18 protein-coding genes are annotated in these 15,125 nt (G+C 55.3%); all 18 read right to left on the reverse strand.

Features of this window, described 5'->3' with window-relative positions; genetic code table 11:
• Positions 1-8: 8 nt before the first annotated feature.
• The 18 genes from ahrC to spoIIIAE all read right to left on the reverse strand — a co-directional run bounded on the left by ahrC (position 9) and on the right by spoIIIAE (position 15,110).
• Entirely contained in the window at positions 9-458 is a 450-nt protein-coding gene (ahrC, locus tag D7M11_RS11880; RefSeq protein ID WP_120747430.1) for a transcriptional regulator AhrC/ArgR, read from the reverse strand.
• 55 nt (positions 459-513) lie between these two features.
• On the reverse strand, positions 514-996 hold the full coding sequence (locus D7M11_RS11885; protein WP_240041063.1) for a hypothetical protein: 483 nt from the start codon (positions 994-996) through the stop codon (positions 514-516).
• Positions 997-1,071: 75 nt separating this feature from the next.
• Positions 1,072-1,896: a TlyA family RNA methyltransferase gene (locus tag D7M11_RS11890; protein WP_120747432.1), complete on the reverse strand. Its 825-nt coding sequence runs from the start codon at positions 1,894-1,896 to the stop codon at positions 1,072-1,074.
• Positions 1,897-1,921: 25 nt separating this feature from the next.
• Positions 1,922-3,811: a 1-deoxy-D-xylulose-5-phosphate synthase gene (gene dxs, locus D7M11_RS11895; protein WP_120747433.1), complete on the reverse strand. Its 1,890-nt coding sequence runs from the start codon at positions 3,809-3,811 to the stop codon at positions 1,922-1,924.
• A gap of 286 nt (positions 3,812-4,097) precedes the next feature.
• Positions 4,098-5,000 (reverse strand): polyprenyl synthetase family protein, encoded by a 903-nt coding sequence (locus D7M11_RS11900; RefSeq protein ID WP_120747434.1) that lies wholly within the window; start codon positions 4,998-5,000, stop codon positions 4,098-4,100.
• A 5-nt stretch (positions 5,001-5,005) separates the two neighbouring features.
• Positions 5,006-5,263, reverse strand: a complete 258-nt coding sequence (gene xseB / locus D7M11_RS11905) for an exodeoxyribonuclease VII small subunit (RefSeq protein ID WP_120747435.1) — start codon at positions 5,261-5,263, stop codon at positions 5,006-5,008.
• Positions 5,260-6,630, reverse strand: coding sequence for an exodeoxyribonuclease VII large subunit (gene xseA, locus D7M11_RS11910; protein ID WP_275671690.1), 1,371 nt, complete (start codon positions 6,628-6,630; stop codon positions 5,260-5,262). The genes xseB and xseA overlap by 4 nt, the downstream gene beginning before the upstream one ends.
• Before the next feature lie 62 nt (positions 6,631-6,692).
• Positions 6,693-7,544 carry a bifunctional methylenetetrahydrofolate dehydrogenase/methenyltetrahydrofolate cyclohydrolase FolD gene (folD, locus tag D7M11_RS11915; protein ID WP_120747437.1) on the reverse strand — a complete coding sequence of 284 codons (852 nt, stop codon included), beginning with the start codon at positions 7,542-7,544 and terminating at the stop codon, positions 6,693-6,695.
• A gap of 31 nt (positions 7,545-7,575) precedes the next feature.
• Positions 7,576-8,040, reverse strand: a complete 465-nt coding sequence (gene nusB / locus D7M11_RS11920; RefSeq protein WP_120747438.1) for a transcription antitermination factor NusB — start codon at positions 8,038-8,040, stop codon at positions 7,576-7,578.
• 117 nt (positions 8,041-8,157) lie between these two features.
• Entirely contained in the window at positions 8,158-8,394 is a 237-nt protein-coding gene (locus tag D7M11_RS11925; protein ID WP_120747439.1) for a DUF2273 domain-containing protein, read from the reverse strand.
• An 18-nt stretch (positions 8,395-8,412) separates the two neighbouring features.
• Positions 8,413-8,970, reverse strand: a complete 558-nt coding sequence (gene amaP, locus D7M11_RS11930; protein WP_120747440.1) for an alkaline shock response membrane anchor protein AmaP — start codon at positions 8,968-8,970, stop codon at positions 8,413-8,415.
• Between the two features lie 97 nt (positions 8,971-9,067).
• Positions 9,068-9,484, reverse strand: coding sequence for an Asp23/Gls24 family envelope stress response protein (locus D7M11_RS11935; RefSeq protein ID WP_120747441.1), 417 nt, complete (start codon positions 9,482-9,484; stop codon positions 9,068-9,070).
• Between the two features lie 216 nt (positions 9,485-9,700).
• Positions 9,701-11,059 (reverse strand): acetyl-CoA carboxylase biotin carboxylase subunit, encoded by a 1,359-nt coding sequence (accC, locus tag D7M11_RS11940; RefSeq protein WP_120747442.1) that lies wholly within the window; start codon positions 11,057-11,059, stop codon positions 9,701-9,703.
• 18 nt (positions 11,060-11,077) lie between these two features.
• Positions 11,078-11,575 carry an acetyl-CoA carboxylase biotin carboxyl carrier protein gene (accB, locus tag D7M11_RS11945; RefSeq protein WP_120747443.1) on the reverse strand — a complete coding sequence of 166 codons (498 nt, stop codon included), beginning with the start codon at positions 11,573-11,575 and terminating at the stop codon, positions 11,078-11,080.
• A 184-nt stretch (positions 11,576-11,759) separates the two neighbouring features.
• Entirely contained in the window at positions 11,760-12,515 is a 756-nt protein-coding gene (locus tag D7M11_RS11950; protein WP_120747444.1) for a SpoIIIAH-like family protein, read from the reverse strand.
• A gap of 56 nt (positions 12,516-12,571) precedes the next feature.
• Positions 12,572-13,207, reverse strand: coding sequence for a stage III sporulation protein AG (gene spoIIIAG / locus D7M11_RS11955; RefSeq protein ID WP_120747445.1), 636 nt, complete (start codon positions 13,205-13,207; stop codon positions 12,572-12,574).
• A gap of 4 nt (positions 13,208-13,211) precedes the next feature.
• Entirely contained in the window at positions 13,212-13,916 is a 705-nt protein-coding gene (gene spoIIIAF, locus D7M11_RS11960) for a stage III sporulation protein AF (protein ID WP_120747446.1), read from the reverse strand.
• A 39-nt stretch (positions 13,917-13,955) separates the two neighbouring features.
• Positions 13,956-15,110, reverse strand: coding sequence for a stage III sporulation protein AE (gene spoIIIAE / locus D7M11_RS11965; protein ID WP_120747447.1), 1,155 nt, complete (start codon positions 15,108-15,110; stop codon positions 13,956-13,958).
• Positions 15,111-15,125: the final 15 nt, after the last annotated feature.

The following is a 15,125-nucleotide window of genomic DNA, read 5'->3' on the forward strand; positions in this document are numbered from 1 at the left end:
ATTGCAAATTACCCGAGCATCTCGAGAAATTGCGCCATTACGTCCGCGCTTTGTTTTTTCGTGCGGCAAATGATCAGAATCGTATCGTCGCCGCAGATCGTTCCCATAATCTCACTCCATTCCAGGCTGTCGATCAGCGACCCGAGCGTGTTCGCCGTACCGGGCATACATTTCATCACGACGAAATTTTCCGTGTAGTCGATATGTACGAAGTGGTCGGCCATCGCCCGCTTCAGCCGGGGCAGCGGATTCATTTTTTGCTCGGGAGGCATCGAGTATTTGTACCGTCCGTCCTCAAGCGGCACCTTGATTAGATGCATTTCCTTAATATCGCGGGATATCGTTGCTTGCGTCACATGAAATCCGGCTTTGCGCATTTCTTCTACAAGAACGTCTTGCGTTTCGATGTCTTTGCCGGAAATAATTTCTCTAATTTTAAAATGACGCTGGGCTTTCATGCCAGTCCTCCCGTTTGGATGCTTAAGCGAAATGAACCACATTTCGTTAAACAGGTTAGTCGCGTTCGATCTCGAACGTAATTTTCTTGATGGAGCCGAGTGACGTATCGACATACAGCACTCCAGCCGCTTCCGGATACAGCAAATAGTAGACGAGCAGCCTCTCGCGAATGGCGCTCGCGCTCATCTCAAGCGGCCTGCGTTCGCGCGCCAGCTTGACTAGAAACAACTCGTCGTCCTTGACAACATACGCATCGATAAACAGACGGCTCTCCATCTCCTGACCGTCCAGCGTAATATATACCGGGAGCTTCGTCTTGCCCGCCGCGATCTCGTAGCCTTTCTGGTTAAGCAGCAGCACAGCCTCGTCCGACGGAACGTACAGCTCATCCTGGTGCGGAATCGCAAGCGACGCCCTAGGCTTGTTATACCATAGACGGCTTCTCACGTAAAACCAGACCAGGGCGGCAATGAGGAGCAGCAAAATAACAAACGTGTCGCCGGATCGCATCGCCAAATCCCTCCATGCTTCAAACATTCGAGATACAGGCAAAAAATCCTTTCGAAAACGGCAAAAAACCCATCGAACTTCGATGAGCCTGCCTAAAGCCCGTTAAAAGGCCTCATTCGCTGCGGCGACCGTTTCCTCGATCAGCCGCTCCGTTTCCGTTTCCGTCAGGGCCCCCGCCTCCGCACCATCAAGAGAAAGCAACGCCAAAAATTCGATGTTGCCTTCTCCACCGGTAATCGGGGAAAAGGTTAGCCCCTTGATGCCGTAACCGATACTTGAAGCAAAGCCGAGAACGCCGCTCAGCACTTCGCTATGTACGGACGAATCGCGTATGACGCCGGATTTGCCTACTTTCTCGCGTCCCGCTTCAAATTGCGGCTTGACGAGAGCCGCGACCAGACCGCCGGGAGCAAGCAGCGCCCTAAGCGGCGGCAGGATCAGCTTCAGCGAAATAAACGAAACGTCGATGGATGCAAACGTTGGTGCCGGACCCTGAAGATCGGACGGTTGTGTGTAGCGGAAGTTCGTCCGTTCCATGACGTTTACCCGCGAATCGCTGCGGAGGCTCCAGTCGAGCTGGTTGTAGCCGACATCGATCGCGTAGACGTAGGAGGCGCCGTTCTTCAGCGCACAATCGGTAAATCCGCCGGTCGAGGCGCCGATATCGATCAAAACAGCGCCGGTCAGGTCGAGCCCGAACGTCCGTATCGCCTTCTCCAGCTTGAGGCCGCCCCGGCTGACATACGGATGGACCGCGCCTTTCACCTGAATGGCCGCCTCGCGGGATACTTTCGTCCCCGCTTTATCGATCTTCTCGCCATCCACGATCACGAGCCCTGCCATGATGGCCGCCTTGGCCTTTTCTCTGCTTTCGTAATAGGCTTGTTCCACGAGAAGAACGTCCAGCCTTTCCTTGCTTGTAGACATGTGGATCAAGCTCCTACCCTGCTATTCATGCGCGCTGCCGCCGGCGGGGCAGCATCGACTTCAATTCGGTCACGATACGTTCCGGTGTCAATCCCACTTCCTGCCGCTGCTCTTTCGGGCTGCCATGCTCGACGAAGTAGTCGGGAATGCCGATTGGCTTAACCTTGACGCCATACAACCCGCGCTCGGCGTAAAATTCCAGAACGGCGCTTCCAAAGCCACCGCGAACGGCACCTTCCTCAAGCGTCAGCATATGGTAGCCGCCTTCATACAGCTCCATCAGCATGTTTTCATCCAGCGGTTTGAGAAAACGGGCGTTCACGATCCGCGGCTGAATCCCTTCCGTCTTTAATAGCTCAGCCGTTTGCTGAGCCAGCTCCAGCATCGGGGCGCCGGCTGCGAGTATGGCGAACTTCTCGCCTTCGCGAACCGTTTCCCAGGTGCCGATCGGGATCGGCTTCATCGTTTTATCCATCTTCACGCCAAGCCCGTTCAATCTCGGGTAACGAACGGCAATCGGTCCTTCGTTGTAATCGATCGCCGTCTTCATCATATTGCGCAGCTCGTTCTCATCCTTCGGCATCATCAGCACCATATTCGGGATGCTGCGCATAAAGGCGATGTCGTACACGCCCTGATGCGTTTCGCCGTCGGCTCCGACAAAGCCGGCCCGGTCGATCGCGAACACGACATTCGTATTTTGCCGGCATATGTCATGAACGATCTGGTCGTACGAGCGCTGCATGAAGGTCGAGTAAACGGCGAAGACGGGCTTCATGCCTTCCAGCGCAAGAGCGGCGCACAGCGTAGCCGCGTGCTGCTCGGCAATGCCGACGTCGATCATCCGTTTCGGAAACTTATCCGCAAACTTCAGCAATCCCGAGCCGCTCGGCATAGCCGGCGTTACCGCGACGATTCGTTCGTCCTTCTCCGCCAGCTCGATCAAAGCGTCGCCGAATATTTCGGTGTACATTTTTGGCCCGACGGCTTTCACGTACTCCCCCGATTCGATCTTGTAAGGCCCGCCACCATGCCATGCTTGGGAATCCTCCTCGGCGGGAGAATACCCTTTGCCCTTCACCGTAATGACGTGAATGAGCACCGGGCCGTTCACTTTTTCCGCCTGCCGGAACGTTTCGAGCAATTGACTGAGGTTATGACCGTCTACCGGACCGAAATAGGTGAAGCCGAGCTCCTCGAACCAGACGCCGGAAACAAACAAATATTTCAGGCTGTCCTTCAGCCGCTCCGCCGTTTTGGCCAGCGTGCCGCCGATCGCCGGAATGCGCTTCAGCAGGCCTTCCAGCTCTTCCTTTGCCTTATGATAGTGCTTGTCGGTGCGGATTTTGGATAAATAATTGTGCAGCGCGCCGACGTTCGGGGCGATCGACATCTCGTTGTCGTTTAAGACCACGGTCAAATTTTTGCGTTCGTGGCCGATATGGTTCATCGCCTCGAGCGCCATACCGCCCGTCAAAGCGCCGTCGCCGATAATCGCGACGATCTTGTTGTCCTCGCCCTTGAGATCCCGGGAAATAGCCATGCCCATCGCCGCGGACAGCGATGTGCTGCTGTGGCCCGCTTCCCATACGTCATGCTCGCTTTCGGACATTTTGACATAGCCGCATAACCCTTTATATTTGCGAAGCGTATCGAAACGCTCTTTGCGTCCGGTTAATATTTTATGGACATAGGATTGGTGGCCTACATCGAAAATAAACTTGTCTGTTGGACTGTCGAACATATAATGAAGCGCCAGCGTTAGCTCGACAACGCCAAGATTGGGAGCCAGATGTCCGCCCGTTCTCGACAGCTTCTCGATCAGAAAGCCCCGTATTTCGGCAGCCAGCGTCTCCATTTCGGATACCGTCAGCTTTTTCAGGTCGGCCGGGCTGTTAATTTGGTTTAGAAGCACATTTGTGCCCTCACTTTCAGTTCGACTTGTTCCTTACGCTCGCCTGATATTCAGGGCAAACGTCCCTCGGCTATGACACATTATAACATATTCCCGAATTATCGCTCAATGGAGTCGATAAAACTGTCAGTCGATTGTCGCAAAATGACGCCGACCGTATCAGTTTCGCGTCAGTGATCCGGCGCCTTCGAACATAACGGAACCCGAAGTTCCGCTTGCCGTTGCCTGCCGGACAGCAGAAAAACCAAGCAGCAAAAAAGGCGGAAACGCATTACGCGCACCGCCATTAATGATCCCGTTTCATCAAATAATCAGCCAACTGCAGCAGCATGTCCGGCTGTGGAAAATCCGCGTTCACGATCGCTTCCTTGCCCAGCTCGGTCAAGCTTGCCACCTTATCCCGCGAACGCTCCAGACCGATGAAGTAAGGATACGTCACCTTCTGCTGCTTCTCGTCGCTGCGTACCGCCTTGCCCAGCTTCTTCTCGTCGCCGACAATATCGAGGATGTCGTCCTGGATTTGAAAAGCGAGCCCGATATTCGTACCGAACAGCTCCAAAGCGTCCAGTTGACGCTCCGTCGCCCCGCCGATCCGCCCGCCCGCCTTCAGCGAGAAGACGATCAAGTCGCTCGTTTTGTGCGTGTGGATATAGTCCAGCTCCTCGAGCCGGGTTAGTCCCTGCTCGCCCTGCATATCCGCCACCTGGCCGCCGACCATGCCGCGCGGTCCCGCATAATAGGAAAGCTCCTCAATGATCGACAGCACCGTATCCGCGGCAATGCCGTGCTCCCGCGCGGATCTGGCGGCTGAATAAAACGCGTGGGTCAGCAAGGCGTCTCCGGCTAGAATGGCCGTCGCTTCTCCGAACACCTTATGGCTCGTCAGCCTGCCCCGGCGGTAATCGTCGTTATCCAGTGCAGGCAAGTCGTCATGAATCAGTGAATACGTGTGGATCATTTCCACGGCGCAGGCGACCGGAATGGCCGCCTCGGCGCTTCCGCCGCAAGCCTCCGCCGCAGCTATCGTCAAGATCGGCCGCATCCGCTTGCCGCCTGCCATCAGCGAGTACGCCATCGATTCCCGAAGCGGACCGGGCACGTCCCACCGCTCCGGCAGGCTCGAGGCCAGCTCCTTCTCGATCCGCAGCGTATGGCCTTTCAAATATTCCGTTAAGGACGGACCCGACATGACAATCAGTTCTCCCTTTCGTCCGTAACCGGTTGGAACGGCTTTTTCACGAAGCTGCCGTTTTCCTCCAGCAATGTTTCGATTTTACGCTCGACCTGCTCCAGCTTTTGTCCGCATAGATGCGACAGGCTCATTCCTTCCTGAAACAGCTCGATCGCCTTCTCAAGAGGGACGTCGCCGTTCTCGAGCTTGGCTACGATTTTCTCCAGCTTGTCCATCGCTTCTTCGAAGCTTACGCCGTTCTCCTTCTCCCCGCTGCTCATCCGTCGTTCTCCTCCATTCCCCATATGTGGCAATCCAGCTTGCCGTCGGTAAGCCGAATACGAACGATATCCCCGGGCTGTACCTGCTCGATCGACTTGATAATCTGCTTCTGCTGCTCGTCGTAAACGAGACTGTATCCGCGCTGCATTACCTTGAGCGGACTCAGCGCATCAAGCTGACGAAGCTGGGCCGTCCACCGGTGGCGCGTTTCCTTCGTCACGGCTTGCATCGACATATACAGCTGTCTGCGGACTACGTCGACCCGTTTTTTGGCAAAGTCGAGCTGCTGCTGCGGGTTGTGCGCCGACAACTTGCGCTCGAGCTTCATCGCCGCTTCCCTGGACTCCGAGAGCCGCTGCACGAGACGGAACCGGAGCTGCTCCCGCAGCCGGTCCAGCCGCTGCGCGGGCTCCTGAAGCTGCCGCTTCGGCTGCATAAGCGCCGGCGACCGGCTAAGCCGTCCGAGCCGTTCCCGTCTGACGCTCACTCCGGCCATCAAGCCTTTAAGCAGCCGCTGCGACAAATGCGCAATATGCTGCTTCAGCTCGAGATGGTGCGGCACAGCCAATTCGGCCGCCGCGGTAGGCGTAGCGGCACGCAGATCGGCGACGAAGTCGGCAATCGTAAAATCGGTTTCGTGGCCAACGGCCGAAATGACCGGAATAGTCGATGCGGCTATGCTTCGCGCAACCATCTCTTCGTTAAACGCCCACAGTTCCTCCAGCGACCCTCCGCCGCGTCCGACGATGATCACGTCCGCTTCGCCGTGCCGGTTCATCGCTTCGATCGCCCGCACGATGCTCGGAGCCGCCTGGGCGCCCTGAACAAGCACTGGCACGAGCAGGATCGGAACGGACGGGTAGCGGCGCTGCAGCGTCGTCATAATATCCCGTACGGCCGCTCCGGTCGGAGACGTAATGACGCCGACGGCGCGCGGAAACTTCGGAATCGCCCGCTTGCGTTCCGGTGCAAATAAGCCCTCGTCCCCCAGCTTTTTCTTAAGCTGCTCAAATGCGAGGTACAAGTTGCCGATGCCGTCTTGCTGCATCTGCGTCACATACATCTGATACTGCCCGTCGCGTTCGAAGACGGAAATATTTCCTCTGGCGACAACTTTCGAACCGTCGCGGGGAATAAAGCCGAGCCGCTGATTGTTCGACGCGAACATGATGCACTTGACCCGGCTGTCTTTATCCTTCAGCGTGAAATACATATGCCCGCTCGTATGATGGGTATAATTCGATATTTCGCCCCGCACCCACACGTCCTGCAGAACGGAGTCGGTCTCCAGCTTCATCTTGATGTATCTCGTCAAATCTTTGACGGATAGCACCTTTTGTTCGTTCTGAGTTTGCATCGGTCGCATCGCCCCATTTATGCGGCTGAACGACAGCCTTAGTATCCCGCTTCCTGCTTATGTACGCAGTTTTATGAACGCAGCGCTTTAGCCGCCTGTACCGTATTTTGCAGCAGCATCGTAATCGTCATCGGCCCTACGACGCCGGGTACCGGCGTAATCGGTCCGGAGATGCCGACAACGTCGTCGAAATCTACGTCTCCAGCAAGCTTGCCGTCTTCCAAACGGTTAATGCCGACATCGATGACAATCGCGCCCGGCTTCACGAATTCTTTCGTTACGAACTTCGGCTTGCCGATCGCAACGACGAGAATGTCCGCCTCGCGGCACAGTTCCTTCATATTTTCCGTACGCGAATGGCAGATCGTAACCGTTGCGCTCTCGCGCAGGAGCAGCATCGCAACCGGCTTGCCTACGATGTTGCTGCGGCCGATGACAACAGCCCGTTTCCCCGAGATCGATGTACCGGTTCGCTTAATAATTTCGATAATACCGGCCGGCGTGCAAGGCAGCAGGCTAGGCTTGCCGATCGACAGATTGCCCACGTTGATCGGGTGGAAGCCGTCAACGTCTTTCTCCACGGCGATGGCGTCGATCACCGCATCCTCGGAAATATGCTTCGGCAGCGGAAGCTGTACGAGAATGCCGTGAATGTTCGCTGCGGCGTTCAGCTTGTGTACAAGTTCAAGCAGCTCGGTTTGCGTCGTTTCCGCCGGTAGACGATGGACCTCGGAATAAATGCCTACCTGTTCGCATGCTTTCGCCTTGTTGCGGACATAAACGGCAGAAGCGGGATCTTCGCCCACGAGGATGACGGCGAGACCCGGCTGCAGCCCTTCGGCCGCCAGCCGTTCGACCTCTTCCTTCAATCTGCCGCGAACATCGCTTACCAGTTCTTTCCCGTTAATGATGTGATCAGCCAACGGATGTTCCTCCTGTCGTTTGTATCGATGATTACTTGGACGTCTCGTAACCTTCCTTAATACGATCCAGTTCTTTAATCAACTTCCCAAGAACGCCGTTGACGAATTTGCCCGACTCGTCGGAGCCGAACCGTTTCGCCAGTTCGATCGCCTCGTTAACGACGACCTTCGGGGGCACCTCGGTTCCGAACAGCATCTCGTATGCGGCCAACCGCAAAATTTGCCGGTCCACGCGCGACAGCCTGTCCACCTTCCAGCCTGTCAAATATACGCTTAACGTCTCGTCAATCCGATCTTTATAGCGAATCGTCCCTGTGACCAGATCGGTCAAATAGAGCGAACCGGCGAGCTGTCCGCTCCCCACTTCCAAATCCGCCTCATTGTCGCTGCGCGCTTCCTCCAGAACGGTCTCGATCGCCGTCTCCGGCGCCACTTCGTTCATATCGATCTGGTACAAGCTCTGCAACGCGATTTCTCTCGCCAATCTTCGCTTCATGTTCGCGAATCATCCTCCTGCTTTCATTCCGTAAGCGGCTATGCGTTAAATATACCATAATACCGCGCTCGCAAAAAAGAAGAAGGCCGTTTCCTTGTTGGAACGCCCTTCCGCCCGTTAGCGAAACCATTTCCATCGGTCCGCCAGTTTGCTCACTTTGTCCAGCCATTCGTCGGCGTTCAGCCTCAGCTTACCCGCGTCAAACCGGCTGCCTGCATACGCGCAAACCGCGATAATAAAAGCGACGATCAACATATCCCAAAATCCGCTGATCAAATAAACAATGCCCAAAAATAATCCGGAAGCGGCTCCGGTCATGAGGCCCCTATGACGTTCCCAAAGCTCGTTCCACATCGCGCCAGCCACCTGCCTCTATTCGACTCTGCTCTTAAACGTCTGGGTTTGAACGACGTTGGCTACGAATACGGACACATTCGCTACGGGAATCCCGGTAATGTCCTCGATATGATTTTTGACCGACCGCTGCATCTCTTCCGACAGCTCCGGAATCGACGTTTCGCCGTCCACGAAGGCGCGGATGACAATGTCGAGCCCGGCGTCGCTGACCGAAACTCTGGCCTTCATATCTTTAACGCCGCGGACGCGGCCCGCCGATTTGAGCGCCAAATTTTCCACCGTTTCAAGCGAAATGCGAATATCCCCGTAATCGGTCCGCTGATCGATGGAAGGAATATGAGCTTTGCCCCGGCGCACGGCCACAAAGAAAAACCGGCATGTCACGAGCAGCACGAACAGGCCGATCGCAATTGCCGGATAAGCCGTGGACTTCTCGTAATACAAGTTGCGCAAAAAATTGGCGGACGTTTCGATCGGTACCCATCCGAACGATGCGGTCAAAAAAAAGACGACGCTGATGCCGATGATCAGCGTATACAAGAAAAGCAGCAACCGGTCCAATACTTTGATCATGTAGTGCGTCCCCTTCCGCATAAACCGGGCAGATGAGGTTGTCCCCTAGCGCCTGTCCGCTTCCGGACAACCTCCGTCCCCCGGCGTGCGCGAACCGTTACTTGACTCGCTGCACCGCCGTTTCCTCATCTTGTGCCACTTGTTTCTCCGGCGCCTTGAATTGCACGTCGTGAATGTGTACGTTAACCTCGACTACCGAAAGACCCGTCATCGATTCGATCGCCTGCTTGACGCCCCGCTGGATCGCTCCGGCCACCTCGGGAATGCGATTGCCGAATTCCACGATGATCGATACGTCGACAGCCGCCTCGCGCTGACCCACTTCGACCTTCACGCCTTTGGACAAGTTTTTGCGGCCAAGCAGTTCGGCGATACCGCCGCCGAAGCCGCCGCTCATGCCCGCAACCCCCGGCACTTCAACCGTTGCAAGTCCGGCGATCACCTCGATCACTTCCGGGGCGATCTGGATCGTGCCGATATCCGTCTTATCGTAATCCGCAGCTGCAATATTCATGAAATACACCTCCCAGACCAGTTCGTCTATACTATCGATACGGAAAGTTTAACTTCGCTAAAGCCTTAAAGCGAAGTACGACTTTCTGTACCAAGAAAAACTTCTGATAAATCGTGGTCGCTCATCCCTGAAGTACATCAATAGACGTCTTTTCTTATTACTATACCATCTTGCCAAATTTATGACAAACCGATACGTCCTGGTTATGCCGTCAAATTACGAGTTAGGATCGTTCACATCATGTTCTTCGAGGAACTTGATATCAAACGTGCCGGCCTGGAACAGCTTGTGATCCATCAGCTTCAAATGGAACGGAATCGTCGTATGGATGCCTTCGACGGCGAATTCGGCAAGCGCTCTGCGCATGCGGGCGATCGCTTCATCCCGAGTCGGCGCCCATACGATCAGCTTCGCGATCATAGAATCGTAGTGAGGCGATATTGTATAGCCCTGATAGGCTCCGCTGTCTACGCGAACGCCCGGTCCTCCCGGCGGCAAATAAAACTGGATTTGCCCCGGCGAAGGCATAAAGTTGCGCTCCGGGTCTTCCGCATTGATGCGGCATTCGATCGACCAGCCGTTAATGACGACGTCCTCCTGCCGGAACGAGAGCGGCTGCCCTTGAGCGACGAGGATCATTTCTTTAATAATATCGATATTCGTAATCATCTCGGTCACGGGATGCTCGACCTGGATGCGCGTATTCATTTCCATAAAGTAAAACTTGCCGTCCGGTCCAAGCAAAAATTCAAGCGTGCCCGCACCCGAATAGTCGACGGCCAGCGCCGCCCTAACGGCAGCTTCCCCCATCGCTTCTCTCGTTTCCGGGGATAATACCGTACAAGGAGCTTCTTCCACGAGCTTTTGTCTGCGCCGCTGCACCGAGCAGTCGCGTTCGCCCAAATAAACGGCATTGCCGTGTTTATCGGCAATAATTTGAATTTCTACGTGCTTCATGCCCGTCAAATACTTTTCCAAGTATACGCCCGCATTGCCGAACGCCTTCTGAGCTTCCTGCTGAGCTGTCGTAATTTGCTGGATGAGCGACTCCTCGTTCTCGGCGATCCGGATGCCCTTCCCGCCGCCTCCCGCCGTCGCTTTGATGATGACCGGATACCCGATCTCGCGGGCTACGCGAACCGCTTCCCCGAGGTCCTCAACGAGTCCGTCGGAGCCCGGAATGACCGGCACGTTCGCATCCTTCATCGTTTGTTTCGCCACCGACTTATCGCCCATTTTGCTAATCGCTTGCGGGGACGGTCCGATGAACGTAATGTTGCACTGCTCGCATATTTCCGCAAAATCAGCGTTCTCCGCCAAAAAGCCGTAGCCCGGATGAACCGCATCGGATTCGGTAAGCGTAGCGACGCTCATCAAATTCGTGAAGTTCAAATAGCTGTCTTTGGACAACGTAGGACCGATGCAATAAGCTTCGTCGGCCAAACGAACGTGAAGCGAATCCCGGTCGGCTTCGGAGTATACGGCAACCGTATAAATGCCGAGCTCCCGGCAAGCGCGAATGATGCGCACCGCAATCTCGCCGCGGTTCGCCACCAATATTTTATGAAACTCCATGTGCGCATTTTCCTCCAATTATTCGGCTTTTACGAGGAACAACGTTTGCCCGTACTCGACAAGCTGTCCATTCTCGACGAGAATATCGACGATTTCCCCTTTTACTTCGGCTTCGATCGGATTCATCAGCTTCATGGCTTCCAAAATGCACACCGTCGTTTTCTCGCCGACACGATCGCCGATGCTGACGTATGGCGCTGCTCCTGGAGACGGCGCCGCATAATACGTGCCGACCATCGGGGACGTGATTTTGTGCAGGCCGGCAGTCGGATCGGCCGCTGGCTCTGATACTGCCGCCTCTGCCGAAGGAGCGGATGAGGACTGCGCAGGGATGGCGTATGTAGGAAATTGCTGCGCCTGCGCAGATACTAAAGGCGCCCCGGCGACTACTACGGATTCGGCTTTATTCGGTTTACGGATTAAAAGGCGCGAGCCTTCGTTCTCAATCTCCAACTCTTGTACGGAAGTCGTATCGACCAGCTTGATCAATTCTTTAATTTCGCTTAACTTAAACATCCATTTCACTCCTTAGGGCAATTGTGAAGCGCTTGGCTGCACACAGGCAATGCTTGTATTATATCACAACCGTCAACTCCACATAAACAAGATTATGACGAGCCGTTCGCATAACGGACGAAGACCCCCGGAATCAGAGGTCTTCGCCGTTCAAGCTTATTGGTCCGCGCGTTGCTAACACCGCTTATTGCACGTACTGCACCGACACTTTATCCGGAGTGACGTTCATCTCCTGCATGATCATGTCGACGATCGAGACGCCTTGGCTTTTTTCCAGCTTGGCCGTCTGGACGATCACCTTCCATTTGCCGCCGTCTTGCAGCACGATCGCGTTTTTGAAGTCTTTGCCGAGCAGATCCTCGACGTTCATGACCTTCTCGTCCATATCTTGCAGCCGCTCTACTTCTGCGATCGCCTTCTTGACTTCATCGTCCGACTTCTTGTTATCGACCGTAATCGCCAGCCACTTCTCGATCTCCTTGGATAAATCCTCGTTGCGCTTCGTGTGGAGCGACGCAAAGTAATCGTTTCCGGATGTCGCCTTGGCCGATGCCGTTACCTGCTTCAGCACCTCTTCGTCCGTTTTGCCGGTTTTGCCCGTTGCGGCGGATGGCGGTGTTTGTGTCGCCTGCGCCGTTTTATCCGTCGTCGCCGTTTTGCCTGCTGCCGATTTGTCTGCTGTGTCTTTCGCCGATGCCGCTTTGTCCGCGGCAGCCTTGTCTTGTGCCGCTTTGTCGCTAGCAGCTTTGTCGGCGGCAGCATTTGTCGTCGACGCCGGGGCTCCCGTCGTAATCGCATCCACCTTGATTTCCGTGCCGGCGGCCTGCTGCTTCGTGAGATCGAGGTCGTTAACGTCTTCGGTGAACAAATAGTAGGCGGAGAGCACCACCATCAAGCTGAGCATCGAGACGAGCCATACCGTTTGCCTTTTCGTATTCACTCTTCATTCCTCCCTGGAATTAGGTTCTCGGTTTCACTTGCTACGGGCTTAAGGTACTATTGCTTTCTCGGCAGTACGGAGATTCGGTGTGCCGGGACATCGAGTCCGCGTCCGACCGCTTCCGCGATCATTTGCTTGACCGTCAAATTTTCGGCGCCTTTGGCTACGACGACAACCCCCCTTATGCGCGGCTTTATTTTTTTTAACACGATCGGAGTTTGACCGCCTGAAGCTTCGTAGAGTACGACTTCTCCGGTTCGTGATATTTCGGTAATGTGCCGGGTTGAGCCGGACTGGTCTTTCTCGTTCGTAATTTGCTGCGTTTCTTTCGTATTGGAATGGACGATTGTCTCCTCCGTCGATTCAATCGTAACGAGCACCTCGACATCACCGACCGCCACGATTTTTTGCAAAATATCTTTGATGGCGCTTTCGTAAGCCTGCTCGTACTCGCGGAAGCCGTTCTTGTCGTTCGGGTCCTTGCTCATAAAAGCTTGCTGGGCGGGCGGCGAGGGTGATCCCCCTGAACCGTCTTCCTGGCCGACAGTTTTGATATGCAGGAACGAATTGAGAATCATGAGGGCAACCCCCAGCAGACCGAGCAGCAGCAGCCAGCGGAACGTATTGACGCGTTTCGTGCCTCCCGGCCCGCCTCCCACCCGCTCCTCCAGCCATTTCAGCCATTTCGCCATGAGTTCACCTCTCTTTCTCCAGCTCCGACTCGTACAGCAGCGTCACCTGGTCGCGGTTCAATTGCCATTGCCGTTTCAATTGATCGTATATGCGTCCCTTTGCCGCGATCTGTTCGCTTGTCAGCTTCGTTTCGTCTGACTTCGCTTCGGACCGCCCTACCCGAATATCGATCGTGACGGGTTCGACGGCGGCGATCGGCTTGCGTCCCGGAGGCTCAGCCGTTGCCGTTCCTTCCGGACTTTGTCTATGATCAAGGATCACCTGCATATGCTTCATGCTCGGCGTTCCGTTATTGTCGTAGCTGATTTGCAGCTTCACCTGCTTAACCGTCACATTCGCTTCGCCCCCGATGCTCGATTGAAGTTCGGCGGCAAGCTCCTTTTCCATCAGCCGCTGGGCGTCGCTGCGGTCGCTTTGCCTCCAGCGGTCGGCGTCCTGCATAATCGCTTGCATCGATCTCATTTGTCCGAACGTTTGGCCGCCGGTCCCGACATCCCCCAGCCGCTCGACGGAGGCGAGTATTTTTTGCGAATCCCACTTCATCTTGAATACGGACAGCAGCGGCGACAACAGCGAGAGCAGAATAAACAGTCCGAGCACGGTTCTGACATACCGCTGGTAGGCGTTGTTCGGCAGCAGCAGCTCGACGAAGGCTGCGAGCAGGACGATGACGATAATTTCTTTTAGCCAACCGCTGAGCCAGACCATACGTGTAACTCCTTTACCCGTTAAGATACCCCCACCTAGTCATCTCATCATGACCGATACGTTGCTTGCCGCAATGATGATCGTCACGGACAGGAAAAACATGAAACCGACGGCGGCCAGCGCGGCGAACACATAGATGAGACTTTTGCCGATTGTTTGCAGGCAGCCGATGATCGGATTCGAGCCGAGCGGCTGCAAAACGGCCGCGGAAACGTTATAGATGAGCGCCAGAGCCATAATTTTGAGCGCCGGGAACGCGCACAAAAAGACGAGAATAACGACGCCGGATAAACCTACCGCATTTTTCACCAGCAGCGATGCGCCGATGACGGTTTCCGACGCGTCGGAAAACAGTCGCCCGACGACCGGAACGAAGTTGCCGGTCAAATATTTGGCCGTGCGGATCGTGACTCCGTCCGCGACTGCGCTTGTTCCCCCTTCGATCGAGATGACGCCGAGGAAAACGGTCACGATAATGCCCAGAATGGCGAGAGCGATGTTCCGCAGCAATCCCGCGAGCTGCGTGACCTTGTACTTGTCGCTGATCGAGCTGACGATATTCAGCACCGCCGAGAAAAACAAAAGCGGGAATACGACGGTATAGATCAAGGTGCCGACGACGTGGATCATAAACACGATGAGCGGGTGCAGCACGGCCACTGACGTTACGTTGCCCATCGAACCGAGCAGCGTCAGCATGAGCGGAATCATTGCCATCATAAACTGGATCATGCTCGTTATAGCCGACTTGGCGTATCCGATCGCAAGGCTGAAGCTGCCTATCGCGATCAGCAGCAGCACCATGTACGTAATGGCGTATGCGACTTTGCTCACATTGCTTCGTTCGAAGGCGCTCTGCAGCGACTCCAGAATCATGCTGAAGACGGTCAGGATGACGATCGAAGCGAGCAGCTTGCCGCTTAGAAGTATTTCGTGGAGCAAATATTTGCCCGCCGCCTCCGCGATTGAGCGGATACCGAAGCCATTGCCGCCGGGTACGAGCATTTCCGTGAAGCTTGAGGGCTTATCCGGAAAATACCCGCCGTATTCGTTCATAATTTGCTTCCAGTACGTTTCCACTTGCCCTGTGGGAAGCCGCTCCGCCTGCTCCCGAATGATCGTATCCGCCGGAGAAGCGGCTTGGACGGCGGCGCCCGAGAAAACGATCCAAACGAGGAGCATGGCGGCTGCCATTTCACGCAATCGTAT

This window comes from Paenibacillus ginsengarvi, from assembly GCF_003626695.1.
Lineage (GTDB): Bacteria > Bacillota > Bacilli > Paenibacillales > NBRC-103111 > Paenibacillus_AB > Paenibacillus_AB ginsengarvi.

Excerpts from the sequence above, each read along its gene's own strand:
- ahrC (WP_120747430.1), bottom strand. The coding sequence starts at position 458 with ATGAAAGCCCAGCGTCATTTTAAAATTAGAGAAATTATTTCCGGCAAA.
- D7M11_RS11885 (WP_240041063.1), bottom strand. The coding sequence starts at position 996 with ATGTTTGAAGCATGGAGGGATTTGGCGATGCGATCCGGCGACACGTTT.
- D7M11_RS11890 (WP_120747432.1), bottom strand. The coding sequence starts at position 1,896 with ATGTCTACAAGCAAGGAAAGGCTGGACGTTCTTCTCGTGGAACAAGCC.
- D7M11_RS11900 (WP_120747434.1), bottom strand. The coding sequence starts at position 5,000 with ATGTCGGGTCCGTCCTTAACGGAATATTTGAAAGGCCATACGCTGCGG.
- xseB (WP_120747435.1), bottom strand. The coding sequence starts at position 5,263 with ATGAGCAGCGGGGAGAAGGAGAACGGCGTAAGCTTCGAAGAAGCGATG.
- xseA (WP_275671690.1), bottom strand. The coding sequence starts at position 6,630 with ATGCGACCGATGCAAACTCAGAACGAACAAAAGGTGCTATCCGTCAAA.
- nusB (WP_120747438.1), bottom strand. The coding sequence starts at position 8,040 with ATGAAGCGAAGATTGGCGAGAGAAATCGCGTTGCAGAGCTTGTACCAG.
- D7M11_RS11925 (WP_120747439.1), bottom strand. The coding sequence starts at position 8,394 with ATGTGGAACGAGCTTTGGGAACGTCATAGGGGCCTCATGACCGGAGCC.
- amaP (WP_120747440.1), bottom strand. The coding sequence starts at position 8,970 with ATGATCAAAGTATTGGACCGGTTGCTGCTTTTCTTGTATACGCTGATC.
- D7M11_RS11935 (WP_120747441.1), bottom strand. The coding sequence starts at position 9,484 with ATGAATATTGCAGCTGCGGATTACGATAAGACGGATATCGGCACGATC.
- accC (WP_120747442.1), bottom strand. The coding sequence starts at position 11,059 with ATGGAGTTTCATAAAATATTGGTGGCGAACCGCGGCGAGATTGCGGTG.
- accB (WP_120747443.1), bottom strand. The coding sequence starts at position 11,575 with ATGTTTAAGTTAAGCGAAATTAAAGAATTGATCAAGCTGGTCGATACG.
- spoIIIAG (WP_120747445.1), bottom strand. The coding sequence starts at position 13,207 with ATGGCGAAATGGCTGAAATGGCTGGAGGAGCGGGTGGGAGGCGGGCCG.
- spoIIIAF (WP_120747446.1), bottom strand. The coding sequence starts at position 13,916 with ATGGTCTGGCTCAGCGGTTGGCTAAAAGAAATTATCGTCATCGTCCTG.
- spoIIIAE (WP_120747447.1), bottom strand. The coding sequence starts at position 15,110 with ATGGCAGCCGCCATGCTCCTCGTTTGGATCGTTTTCTCGGGCGCCGCC.